Source organism: Pseudomonas sp. stari2, assembly GCF_040760005.1.
In the GTDB taxonomy this organism is placed as follows: domain Bacteria; phylum Pseudomonadota; class Gammaproteobacteria; order Pseudomonadales; family Pseudomonadaceae; genus Aquipseudomonas.
On sequence record NZ_CP099760.1, the window covers coordinates 3,899,966 to 3,915,401 of the forward strand.

Genomic DNA, 15,436 nt, shown 5'->3' on the forward strand with positions numbered 1-15,436 from the left:
AGGACATGCCAATCGACAAACTTCAGGGTAGAGTTTCGCCCATCAAGAATGATTGACACGTTTCGACGATAACAATGATCAACCACCCTTTAGCGAACCTGTCGGCGGTAACAGCATGATCGAAGTCACTGAAGTCTCCATTGCTCAACTGCGCTCGGCGCTCGAATCCGGCCAGACCACCGCGGTTGAACTGGTCCAGGCCTATCTGGCGCGCATCGATGCCTTTGACGGCCCGGACACCGCCACTGCCCTGAACGCGGTGGTCGTGCGCAACCCCGAAGCCCTGAAAGAAGCCCAGGCCTCCGATGCCCGCCGCGCCAAGGGGCAAACCCTTGGTCCGCTGGACGGCATCCCCTACACCGCCAAGGACAGCTATCTGGTCAAAGGCCTGACCGCTGCGTCCGGCAGCCCTGCGTTCGCCGATCTGGTGGCCCAGCGTGATGCGTTCACCATCGAGCGCCTGCGTGCGGGCGGCGCGATCTGCCTGGGCAAGACCAACATGCCGCCGATGGCCAATGGCGGGATGCAGCGCGGGGTCTACGGCCGCGCTGAAAGCCCGTACAACGCCGCTTATCTGACTGCGCCGTTTGCTTCCGGCTCGTCGAACGGTGCCGGCACCGCCACTGCTGCAAGCTTCTCGGCATTCGGTCTGGCGGAAGAGACCTGGTCGAGCGGTCGTGGCCCGGCATCCAACAATGGCCTGTGCGCCTACACGCCATCCCGCGGGGTGATTTCGGTGCGCGGCAACTGGCCGCTGACGCCGACCATGGACGTGGTGGTGCCCTACGCCCGCACCATGGCCGATCTGCTGGAAGTGCTCGACGTGGTGGTCGCCGAAGACACCGACACCCGTGGCGACCTGTGGCGCCTGCAACCCTGGGTGCCGATCCCGAGCGTCGCCTCGGTACGCCCTGCTTCCTATCTCGATCTGGCGGTGAAAAGTGACGCCCTGGCTGGCAAACGCCTGGGCGTGCCGCGCATGTACATCAACGCCGACCCTGAGGCCGGCACCAGCGAAGCACCGGGCATCGGCGGCCCGACCGGGCAACGCATCAACACCCGCGCTTCGGTGATCGACCTGTGGAAACAGGCCCGTCAGGCCCTCGAAGCGGCCGGCGCCGAAGTCATCGAAGTGGATTTCCCGCTGGTGTCAAACTGCGAAGGCGATCGTCCGGGCGCACCGACCGTGTTCAATCGCGGCATCGTCTCTAAAGAGTTCATGCACGATGAGCTGTGGGATTTGTCTGCCTGGGCGTTCGATGATTTCCTGCGCGCCAATGGCGATCCGAAACTCAATCGTCTGGCCGACGTCGACGGGCCGAAAATATTCCCTCACGATCCGGGCACCCTGCCCAACCGTGAAGGCGACCTCGCCGCCGGGATGGACGAATACGTGCGCATGGCCGAACGCGGCATCACGCCGTGGGATCAGATCCCGACTTTGCCGGACGGTCTGCGCGGCCTGGAGAAGACCCGCAAGCTCGACCTCGAAGACTGGATGGATCGCCTGGGCCTCGACGCTGTGCTGTTCCCGACCAACGCTGACGTGGGTCCGGCTGACGCCGACGTCAACCCGGCCTCGGCGGACATCGCCTGGAGCAACGGCATCTGGGTTGCCAATGGCAACCTCGCGATCCGCCACCTCGGCGTGCCGACCGTCACCGTGCCGATGGGCGTGATGGCCGATATTGGCATGCCAGTGGGGCTGACGTTTGCTGGTCGTGCCTATGACGACTCGACGTTGCTGCGCTTGGCGGCGGCGTTTGAAGCGACAGGGTCGAAACGCCTGGTGCCGCCACGTACGCCGGCACTGGTGGCAGGCAAGTAAATGCAAAACGGCGGGATCAATTGATCCCGCCATTTTTTTATCGCTCTGCCAGTTCTTCCAGCAAATCCGCCGAAGGCACGAAGAACAGACTGCCGGTCACCGCCGTGCTGAAGTCCAGCAACCGATCATAGTTTCCGGGTGGCTTTCCGACGAACATGTTTTCCAGCATCTGCTCCAGCGGTTCGGGCGAACGTGCATAACCGATGAAGTAAGTGCCAAATTCACCTGCGCCGGGCCGACCGAACGGCATATTGTCGCGCAGGATCTTCACTTCCTCGCCGTCCTTGGTGATGGTGGTCAACGCGCTGTGGGAGTTGCTCGGCTTGACCGAATCGTCGAGCTCGATATCGGACAGTTTGGTCCGCCCGATCACCCGTTCCTGCGCTTCGACCGGCAATTCGTTCCACGCCTTCATGTTGTGCAGATACTTCTGCACCAGCACGTAACTGCCACCGCTGAACGCGGGATCTTCATCGCCGACGAGCGTGAAATGCTCGGCTTTGCGTCCGACCGGGTTCTCCGTGCCGTCGACAAAACCGATGATGCTGCGCATGTCGAAATAGCGGAAACCCTGCACTTCGTCGGTCACGGTCACGACGCCGTCCAGCGACGACATCAATTGCGTGGCCAACTCGAAACACAGGTCCATCTGATCGGCACGAATGTGCAGCAGCAAATCACCGGGCGTGGAAACCGCGCGCCGTCCTTCTACACCGAATTCACGAAAGTCATGCAGCGACGCCGGTCGCGGACTGCCGAACAGGCGATCCCAGGCGCTGGAAGAAAACCCGCAAACGCAGGACAGGTTGCCCGAGGGCACGCGCTTGCCGACCGAGCGTGTCAGGCCTGCGATATCGGCGCACCAGCCGCGGACTGTTTCAGCCGCCTCGGCTTCGGCATTGAGGGTCGCCACGATGAATATCGCAGCGCTGGTGATCGGGCTGCAGACGGCTTGAGGATCTGGCGTGTCGATGATCGTCGCTCCTGGCGTGATGGACTGACTCGATAGCGAGGTTAGCAAAGAAGTGTTGAATGAAGTATTACCCGCATCTGCCCATCTCACCTGACAGTTCGTTATTCACGAACAATACCCACGAAATAAACGATTTTTCTTCCTCGGAATTCTCCTACTAGCATGGCCCCGTCTACCCCGAAAAACATAAAGACAGGGAGAACGACATGCATCCCCTCAACATCGGCGAACCCTGGATGTGGGCCGCCTTCATCGTTTTTGTCCTCGCCATGCTGGCCGTTGACCTGTTTGTCTTCGGCGGGCGCAAGGCACATCGGGTCTCGGTGCGCGAAGCCTCATCCTGGGTGATTGCGTGGTGCATGCTGGCAATGGCCTTTGCCGGGCTGCTCTGGTGGTACCTGAACGGCGAATTCGGGCCCGAAATCGCCCAGCGCAAGACCCTGGAATTCCTCACCGGTTATTTGATCGAGCAGTCGCTGTCGATCGACAACATGTTCGTCTTCGTGATGATTTTCGGCTATTTCGCCGTGCCGCCGGAGTTGCAGCGTCGGGTGCTGTTGTACGGCGTGCTCGGCGCGATCGTGATGCGCGCGGCGATGATCTTCGCCGGGGTGTGGCTGGTCTCGCAGTTCACGTGGCTGCTGTATGTGTTCGGCGTGTTCCTGATCATCACCGGGATCAAGATGCTGGTGTTCGCCGAACAGCAACCGGACCTCGATAACAATCCGCTTCTGCGCTGGGTGCGCGGGCATCTACGGATCACCAACGGCTTTCACGGTGAACGCTTTTTCGTGCTGCAGAACGGTGTGCGCTGGGCCACGCCGATGTTTCTGGTGCTGGTGCTGATCGAGGCCAGCGACTTGATGTTCGCGGTCGACAGCATCCCGGCAATTTTCGCCGTGACGACCGATCCGTTCATCATTTTCACCTCGAACATCTTCGCGATCATGGGCCTGCGGGCGCTGTACTTTTTGCTGGCGGACATGGCCGACCGCTTTCACCTGCTCAAGTACGGACTGGCGCTGGTGCTGGTGTTCATCGGCGGGAAGATGACGGCGATGCCGTGGTTTCACATGCCGGTGGAGTGGTCGCTGGCGATTGTCGGCGGGCTGATTCTGGCGTCGGTGTTGCTCAGTCTGGTGCTGACGAAGGGTCAATCGCCCGAGGAAAGTCAGGCGAAATAAAAGCCGTGGGAGCAAATGGCTCCCACGGCTTTGAACCTATTTATCGGACTTGATGCTGGTCCACACCCGCGTCCGCACCCGCTCCAGTTTCTGCGGCAATGGCTGCACCACATACAGCGTCTTCAGCGCCTCGCTGGTCGGTGTCAGGTTCGGGTTGTCGGTGATTTCCTTGTTGATCAACGGCAGCGAATCCTTGTTGGCATTCGGGTAGCCGAGGAAGTCACTGATTGAGGCGATGACCTTCGGATCGAGCAGGTTGTTGAGGAACTCGTGAGCCTCTTCAACGTTCTTCGCGCTCTTCGGAATGGCGAAGGTGTCGAACCAGATCGGCGCGCCCTCCTTCGGCAGACGCCAGTCGACCACCACGCCGTTCTTCGCCTCTTTGGCGCGGTTACCAAACTGGTAGAAGCTGCCGGAATAACCGATGGCCACGCAGATGTCGCCGTTGGCGATGTCGGTCATGTACTTGGCCGAGTTGAAATAGGTGACGTAAGGGCGAACCTTGAGCATCAGGTCCTTGGCTTTCTCATAGTCGGCCGGGTTCTGGCTGTTCGGGTCGAGGCCCAGGTAATGCAGCGCCAGCGGGAGGATTTCCGACGGCGAATCGAGCATCGCCACGCCGCAGGATTTGAGCTTTTCCATGTTCTCGGGCTTGAACACCAGATCCCAACTGTCCACTGGTGCATTCTCGCCGAGTGCAGCCTTGACCTTGGCCGGGTTGAAACCGATCAGCACCGTGCCGACCATGTACGGCACGCCGTACTGATTGCCAGGGTCGTTGGAATCGAGCAACTTGAGCAGCGCCGGGTCCTGATGGCTCCAGTTCGGCAGTTTGGACTTGTCGAGTTTCTGGAACACGCCGGCCTTGATCTGGGTATCGAGGAACTGGTTCGACGGCACCACCAGGTCGTAGCCGGAGTTGCCGGTCAGCAGTTTGGCTTCGAGGGATTCGTTGGTGTCGAAGGTGTCCCAGGTCACTTTGATGTTGCTTTTGGCGGCGAAATCCTTGGGCACCGACGGCAGGATGTAGTCCGCCCAGTTGTACACCCGCAGTTCGCGCTGTTCGGCCTGCACGGCGCCGGCCAGCAGCGTCAGCCCGCAGACAGTGGCGCCCAGAATGCGTTTCATCGTGACCATGTTGTGTTTCCCCGAATGCAGCGTGAGTCGATGGTTTTTATGTTCTGTACACGGCAGCGGCTGTCAGGTCAGCCAAGGGCAAGGAAAGTGCAGCGTCTTGTTGTGGCTTCGATTCTTGCCGACAGCGTAGCCGCAGCACAGTAGCCGGTTGGCCAAAAGGAGATCGATATGGCCAATTTGCGTGACCATCAGAATACTGAAACGACAATGCCCGGTGAATGGCCGGGCATTGTGTGAAGCAGCTGTGCAGGCGATCAGTCAGTGAAACCCAACCGCGCCGCCCTGCTCTGCTGCGTCTGCCCGCGCGTCGCCAGGCAGTAATACAACGGGCAGGTCACGATCAGGCCGACCAGCCAAGACAGGTCCGCGCCGTCCACCAGGTTGGCGTAGGGGCCAACGTACAACGAGGTATTGGCAAACGGCAGCTGCACGATGATGCCGATGAAATAGGCAATGATCGCGTGCAGATTGAAGCGCCCGTAGATCCCGCCATCGGCGCGGAAGATCGAGGCGATGTCGTAGCTGCCGCGCTTGATCAGGTAGAAGTCGATCAGGTTGATCGACGCCCACGGCACCAGTACCAACAGCAGCGCCAGAATCAGGCCGATGAACTCGGAAATGAAATCCGCCGACGCCCCCAGCGCCACCACGCAGCAGCCCGCCAGCACCACGCTGGACAGTATCACCCGCACCTTGATGCTCGGCGTCCATTGGCTGGCGAAGGTCTGGATCGAGGTGATGATCGACAGCACCGCGCCATACAGATTCAGCGCGTTGTGGCTGATGATGTTGAGCAAAAACAGCACCATCAGAATCGGCCCCAGCCAACCGGTGGACTGCTTGACCGCCGCCATCGCCTCGGTGCCCTCGGGTGTCGCCAGCACCGCCACCGCACCGAACGTGAACGACAGAATCGTGCCCAGCGTGGCGCCCAGGTAAGTCGCGATAAATGGCTTGCTGATACCGATGTCCGCCGGCAGGTACCGGGAATAGTCCGAGACGTACGGCGAGAAACTGATCTGCCAGATAATCCCCAGCGACACCGTTGCCAGCCACCCGGACAGATTAAAGCTGCCACGGGTGAAGAAGTCCGCCGGCAAGTCGTGGGCAAAGATGTAGATGAAGCCGGCCAGCAACGCACTGCCCATCACCCAGGTGCCGATGCGGTTGAGCGTATGGATGAAGTTGTAGCCGATCACGCCGATGGCCGTAGCACTGAGGGCGCCGATCAGAATGCTCAGCGGCGCAGGCACCGACGGCGCAATGCCGACGATGGATTTGCCGGCGAGCACGATGTTGGAAATGAAGAAACCGATGTAGATGATTGCGGCGAAAAACACGATCAGCAGCGCACCGTAACGCCCGAACTGACCACGACTCTGCACCATCTGCGGAATGCCCATGCGCGGGCCTTGCGCCGACGCCAGGGCAATCACCACCCCGCCGATCATGTGCCCCAGCGCAATCGCCAGCAGCCCCCAGAACAGGTCGAGATGAAACACCTGAACCACCATGGCGCCGGTGACGATGGGCAGTGGCGCAATGTTGGTGCTGAACCAAAGGGTGAAAAGGTCGCGGGCCTTCCCGTGGCGTTCCGCGAGTGGGACGTAGTCGACCGTGTGATTCTCGATCAACGGATCTTGCCGGGACATCTGGGACATATATGAACTCGATTGGGTCTGTTCTTATCGTTGTATGAAGCCAAACCGGGGACGTTCTTCGTCGCCCCTCAGATGAACACCATATTATGGTATTCCAACTTTTTCACAAGACTGATCCGCTGTTTACGGCGATAACTGATCCGGCATCCTCCCCGATAGCCAGGCTTTACGGATAGATGAAAGGCCCGTAAATGTTGAGTTTCCGACGAATGCACCACGTTTATCGTTTCACCAAAAAAGCACTTGCAATCGATGTATTACGGTATACCATCAGACCCACAAACGAATAAAAACACGCTTCAACGCACTCGAGGATTGACCAATGATCGATGCTGCCGTCTACAAACAAGTCATGGGCTCGTTCCCGTCCGGCGTCACCGTCATCACCACGCTTGATGACGACGGCCAGATCGTCGGCCTGACCGCCAGCGCGTTCAGTTCGCTGTCGATGGACCCGGCCCTGGTGCTGTTCTGCCCCAACTACAGTTCCGACTCCTATCCCGTCCTGATCAAGAACAAACGCTTTGCCATTCACGTACTGTCCGGCGGCCAGCAGAGCGAAGCCTACGCCTTCGCCCGCAAAGGCAAGGACAAGGCGCAGGGCATCGAGTGGACGCTGAGCGAACTGGGCAACCCGATTCTGGCGAACGCGACAGCTATCATCGAGTGTGAGCTGTGGCGCGAATACGAAGGCGGCGACCACGCGATCATGGTCGGCGCGGTGAAAAACCTCATCGTCCCTCAGCAGGACGCCGGCCCGCTGGTGTATTGCCACGGCAAGATGGGCGCCCTGCCCGCCTTCGCCTGATCCGCACCATTGCACTTAAACAGGCCGGCAAGCGACCGGCCGACCACAAGAGATTCGAGGTAGCGTCATGAAATTTTCCCTGTTCGTACACATGGAACGCTGGGACGAAAGCGTCAGCCACCGTCAACTGTTCGAAGACCTGACCGAACTGACGTTGATGGCCGAGGCCGGTGGTTTCAGCACCGTGTGGATCGGCGAACACCATGCCATGGAATACACCATCTCGCCGAGCCCGATGCCGCTGCTGGCCTACCTCGCCGCCAAAACCACCACCATTCATCTGGGCGCCGGCACCATCATTGCGCCGTTCTGGCATCCGCTGCGGGTCGCGGGTGAATGCGCCCTGCTCGATGTGATCAGCAACGGCCGGATGGAAGTCGGCCTGGCCCGTGGCGCCTATCAGGTGGAATTCGACCGCATGGCCGGCGGCATGCCTGCTTCCAGCGGCGGCCAGGCGTTGCGGGAAATGGTCCCGGTGGTCCGCGCCCTGTGGCAAGGCGACTATGCCCACAACGGCGAGATCTGGAAATTCCCTACTTCCACCAGCGTGCCGAAACCGGTCCAGAAGCCGAACCCGCCGATGTGGATCGCCGCCCGGGACCCGGACTCGCACAACTTCGCCGTGGCCAACGGCTGCAATGTGATGGTCACGCCACTGATGAAAGGCGATGAAGAAGTCCTCGACCTGAAGAACAAATTCCAGACCGCACTGGACAACAACCCGGATGTGCCGCGTCCACAATTGATGGTGCTGCGTCATACCCACGTGCACGCGGCGGATGACCCGGAAGGCTGGAAGGTTGGCGCGAAAGCCATTTCACGTTTCTATCGCACCTTCGATGCGTGGTTCGGCAACAAGGAAACTCCGATTAATGGCTTCCTCGCCCCGAGCCCGGAAGAGAAATTTGCCGGCCGGCCGGAGTTTGAACTGGAGAGCCTGCACAAGACCGCGATGATCGGCACGCCGGAAGAGATCATTCCGCGTATCAAGTACTACCAGGAACTGGGGGTGGATGAGTTCAGTTTCTGGTGCGACAACAGCTTGCCGCATGCGGAGAAGAAGAAGTCGCTGGAGTTGTTTATCAAGCACGTGGTGCCGGCGTTTAGATAAGCCTGCTGCCCGATATATGAAAACGCCCCGAAATGTTCGGGGCGTTTTCATTTGGGGATTAAAGGCAACGATGGCTCTGTCGGATCAGGCAGAAAGAAGCGCGCTGTCAGCCAGCATGTTGCCATTGCCGTGACGAACAGTACGACCATTCCGAACATCTCATCGGAAAAGGTCGCTCCCTTAACGTCCGATACAACGGCCAGGACAAACGGTGTCACCCATAAAGTCGCCAACGCGGCGCCCGTCAGTGCAATCACTGAGCAGGCTCGGTTCGTCCGTTTGACCTTCATCAGTGCAATCACCATCGCGAACACCAAAAACGGTACAAGAAATATCACCTCAGCGAGCAAGGGACCGAGAAACGGCATCAACATCAGCTCACCTCCCACAACCTCGCCCATCAGCCGAGAATTCATGGCCAGATGGAAGATTGTTGCAAGGGTCTTGATGATGCTGCCAATGAAACCCGGAACCAGTGGACAAAGAAGAAAAGCGAGGAACACTTTCAGACGCGGGTATTTTTCCACTTCACTCAATGTCTGGATCCTTTTCGGACAATTAGCTCCGTCATTGTTTTGGTCCCTAGTCGAAAAATTCTTTTCGTCGATAAACAACTCGGTCAGTTTGCGGCGTCACCGGGAGTTCACCAGCACCAAATGAAACTACCCAATTACACTCCAGATTGGAGTCCTGATAGGCGGCGTATTGACACACTATGCCCTCCACTTCTTCAGCGTCCTCCTCGCTATCCTCCTCAAGATAAAACTTGATCAACCATCCATGTTCATCTCGAGATAAAACCACCATCCTGAAGTTTGGAGTAATTGCACCCAGCATTGCTTGAACAAGCATCAAAACCTGGAAATTCCAGTCTTTCAGATCCGCCAGATCTTTCATCTTTGAGTCCAGTAAGGGTTGGTAGGGACAATGCTTGGTTTTGTTCTCCCCTTAATAATAAAGACATTGGTCGGCTGGTTATCATAACCAGCGCCCTTATTCACATTAATCCCGGTCACGCCTTCATTTTGACAATCGGAACCCGGATGTTTCGCAGATCAACCAGGGAAAACCGGCCACAGCATCTGAGAACGTTCCAAGAAGCGAAACATCCGACAGATCCGGCGCACTTCACTTCAATGCTCAACAGCCCGTTTCGTCGCCACATCCTCCGGCGCCAGTACCCGACCATCGGCTGACAGCAACTCCAGCTTCCTGATCGGCTTCCCCTTCTGCGCATCGACCATCACCGACCCCGGCTCACCGGGCTCGAACATGAACTCCCCGCCCCACTGCGACAGCGCGACGATCACGGTTTGCAGCGCCCGCCCCTTTTCCGTCAGCACGTATTCCTTGTAGGCACTACCATCGGACGCCGGCACCAGGCGCAGGATGTCGCGCTCCACCAGGCCTTTGAGGCGAACGCTCAAGATGTTCTTGGCGATTTCCAGACTTCTCTCGAAATCGCCGAAACGGCGGATGCCTTCCAGTGCATCACGGACGATCAGCAACGACCACCAATCGCCGATCAGGTCCAGCGTCCGGGCGACCGGGCAGACATTGCCGGCAAGGCTTTTGCGCTTCATTTCGGGTGTCTCCAGCAATTCGGCAGGTTCGATTCGGTTGCATCTTACAACCTGCGTTGCAAAAACCGATAACGCCATGCGCCACGAACTTAGCACCTGCGTACAAGTGGCCGAACTGCTTTCCCGCGATAGTGATTGCTGCCACCACGGCAACCACATAGAGCCAACCTCCAAGGAGTTTCCATGAGCACGTTCACCACCCAAGACGGCACCGAGATCTATTTCAAGGACTGGGGCAGCGGCAAGCCCGTGTTGTTCAGCCATGGCTGGCCGCTGGACGCCGACATGTGGGAATACCAGATGGAGTACCTGAGCAGCCGCGGCTACCGCACCATCGCCTTCGACCGTCGTGGTTTCGGGCGCTCCGAGCAGCCATGGACCGGTTACGACTACGACACCTTCGCCGATGACATCGCGCAACTGATCGAGCACCTGGATCTACGTGACGTGACCCTCGTCGGTTTCTCCATGGGCGGCGGCGATGTCAGCCGCTACATTGCGCGTCACGGCAACGAACGTGTTGCCGGGCTGGTGCTGCTGGGCGCGGTGACGCCGCTGTTCGGACAGAAACCGGACTTCGCCGAAGGCGTCGACAAGTCGGTGTTCGACGGGATCAAGGCCGGCCTGCTGAAGGATCGTGCACAGTTCATCGCCGATTTCGCCGCACCGTTCTACGGCACCAACCAGGGCCAGAAGGTCTCCGATGGCGTACTGACGCAAACCTTGAACATCGCCCTGCTGGCTTCGCTGAAAGGCACGCTGGATTGCGTCACCGCTTTCTCGGAAACCGACTTCCGCCCGGACATGGCGAAAATCGATGTGCCGACCCTGGTGATTCATGGCGACGGCGACCAGATCGTGCCGTTCGAAACCACCGGCAAACGCGCCGCCGCACAGATCAAGGGCGCCGAACTGAAGGTGTATGCCGGGGCGCCCCACGGCTTCGCCGTGACCCATGCGCAGCAATTGAATGAAGACCTGCTGGCGTTTCTCAATCGCTGAGTCCGTGTGATCTGAACACACCTTGCAAAGGGCCGCCGACAACCCTGTCGGCGGCCCTTTTTTTCGTTGTCCCGGATTCCGGTGCCATGGCGAGACCCAGCATTTACGGGGCTTCTAAGCCTCTGCATCACGTTTTTATCTTCACATGCCAGCTTAATAATATTTTACCGATAACCACCCCCTCCCTAGTCTGATCCCAAGCACAGAGAACAGGTCGACAGCGGCCTGAATCCAACGGCCTCGTGAGAAGGGATCAGAGATGACCACTGAAATAATAAAAACAGACACGCTTGTTGTCGGCGCCGGTCAAGCGGGTGTGGCCATGAGTGAACACCTGAGCAAACTCGGTGTACCGCACCTGGTGCTGGAGCGCAGTCGCATTGCCGAACGCTGGCGCACCGGGCGCTGGGATTCGCTGGTGGCCAATGGTCCGGCGTGGCACGACCGCTTTCCGGGGATGGAATTCGACGATGTCGATCCGGATGGTTTTGCCCACAAGGAACGCGTTGCGGACTACTTCGAAGCCTATGCGAAGAAATTCAATGCGCCAATCCGCACCGGCGTCGATGTGAAAAGCGTGGTGCGCAATGTCGGGCGTCCGGGTTTCACCGTAGAGACCTCCGAGGGCGTGATTGAAGCGGCCCGCGTCGTCGCCGCCACCGGCCCGTTCCAGCGTCCGGTGATTCCGGCGATTGCGCCGAAAGATGAACGTCTGCTGCAGATTCACTCGGCCGACTATCGCAACCCGCAACAGCTGCCGGCCGGTGCGGTGCTAGTGGTCGGTGCCGGTTCGTCGGGCGTGCAGATCGCCGACGAATTGCAGCGTTCGGGCAAGCAGGTTTACCTCTCGGTCGGTGCCCATGACCGTCCTCCTCGCGCTTATCGCAACCGCGATTTCTGCTGGTGGCTCGGCGTACTCGGTGAGTGGGATCAGGCCGCAATGAAACCCGGCCGCGAACACGTGACCATCGCCGTCAGCGGCGCCCACGGTGGCCGCACCATCGACTTCCGTGGCCTGGCCCATCGCGGCATGACTCTGGTCGGTGTGACCGAGTCATTCAGTAACGGTGTGGTGACCTTCAAGCACGACCTGCGCGACAACCTCAAGCGTGGCGACGAGAACTACCTCGCGCTGCTGGAAGCCGCCGACGCCTACATCGAACGCAACGGCCTCGATCTGCCACTGGAACCGGAAGCCCGGGAGACGTATCCGGACCCTGAATGCGTGAAGAACCCGCTGACCGATCTCGATCTGGCTGCCGCCGGGATCACCTCGATCATCTGGGCCACCGGTTTTGCCGTGGATTATTCCTGGCTGAAAGTTGCCGCGTTCGACGACAACGGCAAACCACAACACCAGCGCGGTGTGTCCAGCGAAGCGGGTGTGTATTTCCTCGGTCTGCCGTGGCAGTCACGACGCGGGTCGTCGTTCATCTGGGGCGTGTGGCACGACGCCAAGCACGTGGCCGATCACATCGCCACCCAGCGCAAATACCTGGCCTATCGCGATGCCGAACAACGCGAAGCCGCGCTGCACAACAACGCTGTCGACACCGTCGACGCTTGATTTCCCTCTTCCATACCGGCGCCTGTCGCGCCGGGATCGATTTCGTCAGGAGCCTCACATGAGTCAGCCAACACACACCCGCATTCGCATGTTCAACACCAAGGACACTTACCCGAACCAGACCCTGGACAACGATCTGTGCCAGGCCGTGCGTGCCGGCAACACCGTGTATGTCCGTGGTCAGGTCGGCACCAATTTCGATGGCGAACTGGTCGGCCTCGGCGACCCGCGCGCGCAGACCGAACAGGCCATGCGCAACGTCAAGCAATTGCTCGAAGAGGCCGGCAGCGACCTGAGCCATATCGTCAAGACCACCACTTACCTGATCGACCCGCGCTACCGCGAGCCGGTGTATCAGGAAGTCGGCAAATGGCTGAAAGGCGTGTTCCCGATTTCCACCGGGCTGGTGGTGTCGGCCTTGGGTCAGCCGCAGTGGCTGATGGAGATCGATGTGGTTGCGGTGATTCCCGAGTAATTCGACCTTAGCGAAAGGAGGCCACACATGACATTTTCCATCGCCGCCCGTTGCCCCGAAACCGGTCAGTTCGGCATCGCCATCAGTTCCTCCAGCATCGCCGTCGGTGCCCGCTGCCCGTGGCTGCTGCCCGGTGTCGGCGCGGTGTCGAGCCAGAACATCACCCTGCCGTCGCTCGGCCCGGAAGTGCTCGCCTTGATGGAGCAAGGCCTGGCGCCGGAGGCGGCGCTGGACAAGGTGCTGACCCGCAACGGCTACAGCCAGTACCGGCAGATCACGGCGATCAACCACCTCGGCCAGACCGCACATTTCAGCGGCGCGCAAACCCTGGGCGTGCACAACGCCGTGTCTGGCGAACAGTGCGTGGCGGCAGGCAACATGCTCGCCGGGCGCTCGGTGATCGAAGCCATGGTCAGCGCCTTCGAGGATGGCGAAGGCCAATTGGCCGATCGCCTGCTCAAGGCTTTACACGCCGCTCAGGCCTTGGGCGGTGAAGCGGGTCCGGTGCATTCAGCGGCCGTGGTTGTGGTCGGCGAGCTGACCTGGCCCATCGTCAACCTGCGGGTGGACTGGGCCGATGAAGACCCGATCGGGCAATTGCAAAAACTCTGGGACGCCTATCGCCCGCAGCTTCAGGACTACATCGATCGCGCCCTCGATCCGGCCAAGGCGCCGGGCTACGGGGTTGCCGGAGACGACCGATGAGCGACAGCGTCGCGTTGCTCAAGACGCTGGTGGGGTTCGACACCACCAGCCGCGAGTCCAACCTGCAATTGATCGACTTCGTGCGCAGCTACCTCGAAGGTTTCGATGTGCCGTGCGAGCTGATCTACAACGATGAGCGCAGCAAGGCCAATCTGTTCGCCACGATTGGACCGGCGGATTTGCCTGGCGTCGTGTTGTCGGGGCACACCGATGTGGTGCCTGCCGATGGTCAGCCATGGACCGTGCCGCCGTTCGAATTGAGCGAGCGCGACGGCAAGCTTTACGGTCGCGGCACCGCAGACATGAAGGGCTACATCGCCTGCGTGCTCGCATTGGTGCCGTCGTTGATCGAAGCACCTTTGCGTATGCCGGTGCACATTGCCCTGTCCTATGACGAAGAGGTCGGCTGCCTCGGCGTGCGTTCGTTGCTCAAGGTGTTGGAGCAGCGTCCGGTCAAACCGCTGTTGTGCATCATCGGCGAGCCAACCGAACTCAAACCGGTGCTCGGGCACAAGGGCAAACTGGCGATGCGCTGCGATGTCCAGGGTCACGCCTGCCATTCGGCCTACGCGCCGCTCGGGGTCAACGCCATCGAATGCGCCGCCGAGCTGATCGGCGAACTGGGACGCATCGGTCGGCAGCTCAAGGACGAACATCTCGACCCGCGTTTCGACCCGCCGTACTCCACGGTGCAAACCGGTGTGATCAGCGGCGGAAAAGCCCTGAACATCGTCCCTGCCGACTGCCGTTTCGACTTCGAAATCCGCGCCCTGCCCTCGCAGGATCCGGCGGTCGTCGCCCAGCAGCTCAAGGTTTACGCCGAACAACAAATGCTGCCGCGCATGCGGGCCGTCAGCGAACAAAGCGATATCCGCTTCAGCGAACTGTCGGCGTATCCGGGGTTGGCGACTGATTCCCGGAGTCAGGCTGCGCAATTGGTCGCCACGTTCTGTGGTTCGGATGATTTCGGCACTGTTGCGTTTGGGACCGAAGGCGGCTTGTTCGACGCAGTGGGGATCCCCACAGTTGTGTGCGGCCCCGGGAGCATGGATCAGGGCCACAAGCCGGACGAGTTCGTCAGCGTCGATCAACTCAAGGCCTGTGATGAGATGCTGCAACGGATGCTGGCTTCGATTCGTCTTTGAAAAAACGGTCTGGCTGCTGGATAAAAGTCCACAGCCAAGCCGCAGTAACACCCACAGACAGCTGCTCCCATGGAGCTCAGCTGCGTTGTCGTTCATGGTTCTGAAACACCCGAAACAGAGGGTTTTCACCTGACCGGAGAGCCTCGCTTTTTTAACGCCTGAAGCAACAAAACTACTAATTTATCTCTCCCCTTTCCTTGCCCATGATCGACCCCAACAAGAAATGCGCCGTCCGTGCCGGCGCTCACTGAAGTACG

15 protein-coding genes are annotated in these 15,436 nt (G+C 59.7%); 9 read left to right on the forward strand and 6 right to left on the reverse strand.

What is annotated here, in order from left to right; genetic code table 11:
• Window positions 1-115 precede the first annotated feature (115 nt).
• Window positions 116-1,828: an amidase gene (locus tag NH234_RS17635; RefSeq protein ID WP_085731907.1), complete on the forward strand. Its 1,713-nt coding sequence runs from the start codon at window positions 116-118 to the stop codon at window positions 1,826-1,828.
• 37 nt (window positions 1,829-1,865) lie between these two features.
• Here the strand turns inward: NH234_RS17635 and NH234_RS17640 are convergent, their stop codons facing one another.
• On the reverse strand, window positions 1,866-2,801 hold the full coding sequence (locus NH234_RS17640) for a Dyp-type peroxidase (protein WP_367257201.1): 936 nt from the start codon (window positions 2,799-2,801) through the stop codon (window positions 1,866-1,868).
• A 206-nt stretch (window positions 2,802-3,007) separates the two neighbouring features.
• On the opposite strand from NH234_RS17640, the gene NH234_RS17645 reads away from it, so the two are divergent.
• Window positions 3,008-3,985: a TerC family protein gene (locus NH234_RS17645; protein ID WP_085731909.1), complete on the forward strand. Its 978-nt coding sequence runs from the start codon at window positions 3,008-3,010 to the stop codon at window positions 3,983-3,985.
• A gap of 36 nt (window positions 3,986-4,021) precedes the next feature.
• Here NH234_RS17645 and NH234_RS17650 read toward each other — a convergent pair whose 3' ends face one another.
• Window positions 4,022-5,122, reverse strand: coding sequence for a polyamine ABC transporter substrate-binding protein (locus NH234_RS17650; RefSeq protein WP_367253608.1), 1,101 nt, complete (start codon window positions 5,120-5,122; stop codon window positions 4,022-4,024).
• A gap of 254 nt (window positions 5,123-5,376) precedes the next feature.
• Window positions 5,377-6,783 carry a cytosine permease gene (locus tag NH234_RS17655; protein WP_367253609.1) on the reverse strand — a complete coding sequence of 469 codons (1,407 nt, stop codon included), beginning with the start codon at window positions 6,781-6,783 and terminating at the stop codon, window positions 5,377-5,379.
• Window positions 6,784-7,105: 322 nt separating this feature from the next.
• On the opposite strand from NH234_RS17655, the gene NH234_RS17660 reads away from it, so the two are divergent.
• Window positions 7,106-7,591 (forward strand): flavin reductase family protein, encoded by a 486-nt coding sequence (locus NH234_RS17660; protein ID WP_007950450.1) that lies wholly within the window; start codon window positions 7,106-7,108, stop codon window positions 7,589-7,591.
• A 67-nt stretch (window positions 7,592-7,658) separates the two neighbouring features.
• On the forward strand, window positions 7,659-8,702 hold the full coding sequence (locus NH234_RS17665) for an LLM class flavin-dependent oxidoreductase (protein WP_367253611.1): 1,044 nt from the start codon (window positions 7,659-7,661) through the stop codon (window positions 8,700-8,702).
• Between the two features lie 47 nt (window positions 8,703-8,749).
• On the opposite strand, the gene NH234_RS17670 is transcribed toward NH234_RS17665, so the two are convergent.
• The 3 genes from NH234_RS17670 to NH234_RS17680 all read right to left on the reverse strand — a co-directional run bounded on the left by NH234_RS17670 (window position 8,750) and on the right by NH234_RS17680 (window position 10,285).
• A complete protein-coding gene (locus NH234_RS17670) occupies window positions 8,750-9,229 on the reverse strand; it encodes a hypothetical protein (RefSeq protein ID WP_367257203.1) in 480 nt (159 codons plus the stop codon).
• Between the two features lie 55 nt (window positions 9,230-9,284).
• A complete protein-coding gene (locus tag NH234_RS17675; protein ID WP_367253613.1) occupies window positions 9,285-9,599 on the reverse strand; it encodes a hypothetical protein in 315 nt (104 codons plus the stop codon).
• Window positions 9,600-9,835: 236 nt separating this feature from the next.
• Entirely contained in the window at window positions 9,836-10,285 is a 450-nt protein-coding gene (locus NH234_RS17680) for a winged helix-turn-helix transcriptional regulator (RefSeq protein WP_367253615.1), read from the reverse strand.
• A gap of 183 nt (window positions 10,286-10,468) precedes the next feature.
• Between NH234_RS17680 and NH234_RS17685 the strand changes: the two genes are divergently transcribed.
• The 5 genes from NH234_RS17685 to argE all read left to right on the forward strand — a co-directional run bounded on the left by NH234_RS17685 (window position 10,469) and on the right by argE (window position 15,179).
• Window positions 10,469-11,287: an alpha/beta hydrolase gene (locus NH234_RS17685; RefSeq protein ID WP_085731915.1), complete on the forward strand. Its 819-nt coding sequence runs from the start codon at window positions 10,469-10,471 to the stop codon at window positions 11,285-11,287.
• 259 nt (window positions 11,288-11,546) lie between these two features.
• Window positions 11,547-12,854 (forward strand): flavin-containing monooxygenase, encoded by a 1,308-nt coding sequence (locus NH234_RS17690; protein WP_367253616.1) that lies wholly within the window; start codon window positions 11,547-11,549, stop codon window positions 12,852-12,854.
• A 58-nt stretch (window positions 12,855-12,912) separates the two neighbouring features.
• Complete coding sequence (locus NH234_RS17695) at window positions 12,913-13,329, forward strand: RidA family protein (protein ID WP_007950460.1); 417 nt, start codon at window positions 12,913-12,915, stop codon at window positions 13,327-13,329.
• Between the two features lie 27 nt (window positions 13,330-13,356).
• Window positions 13,357-14,034: a DUF1028 domain-containing protein gene (locus NH234_RS17700; protein WP_085731917.1), complete on the forward strand. Its 678-nt coding sequence runs from the start codon at window positions 13,357-13,359 to the stop codon at window positions 14,032-14,034.
• On the forward strand, window positions 14,031-15,179 hold the full coding sequence (gene argE, locus NH234_RS17705) for an acetylornithine deacetylase (protein WP_367253617.1): 1,149 nt from the start codon (window positions 14,031-14,033) through the stop codon (window positions 15,177-15,179). Before NH234_RS17700 ends, argE begins: the two co-directional genes overlap by 4 nt.
• Window positions 15,180-15,436: the final 257 nt, after the last annotated feature.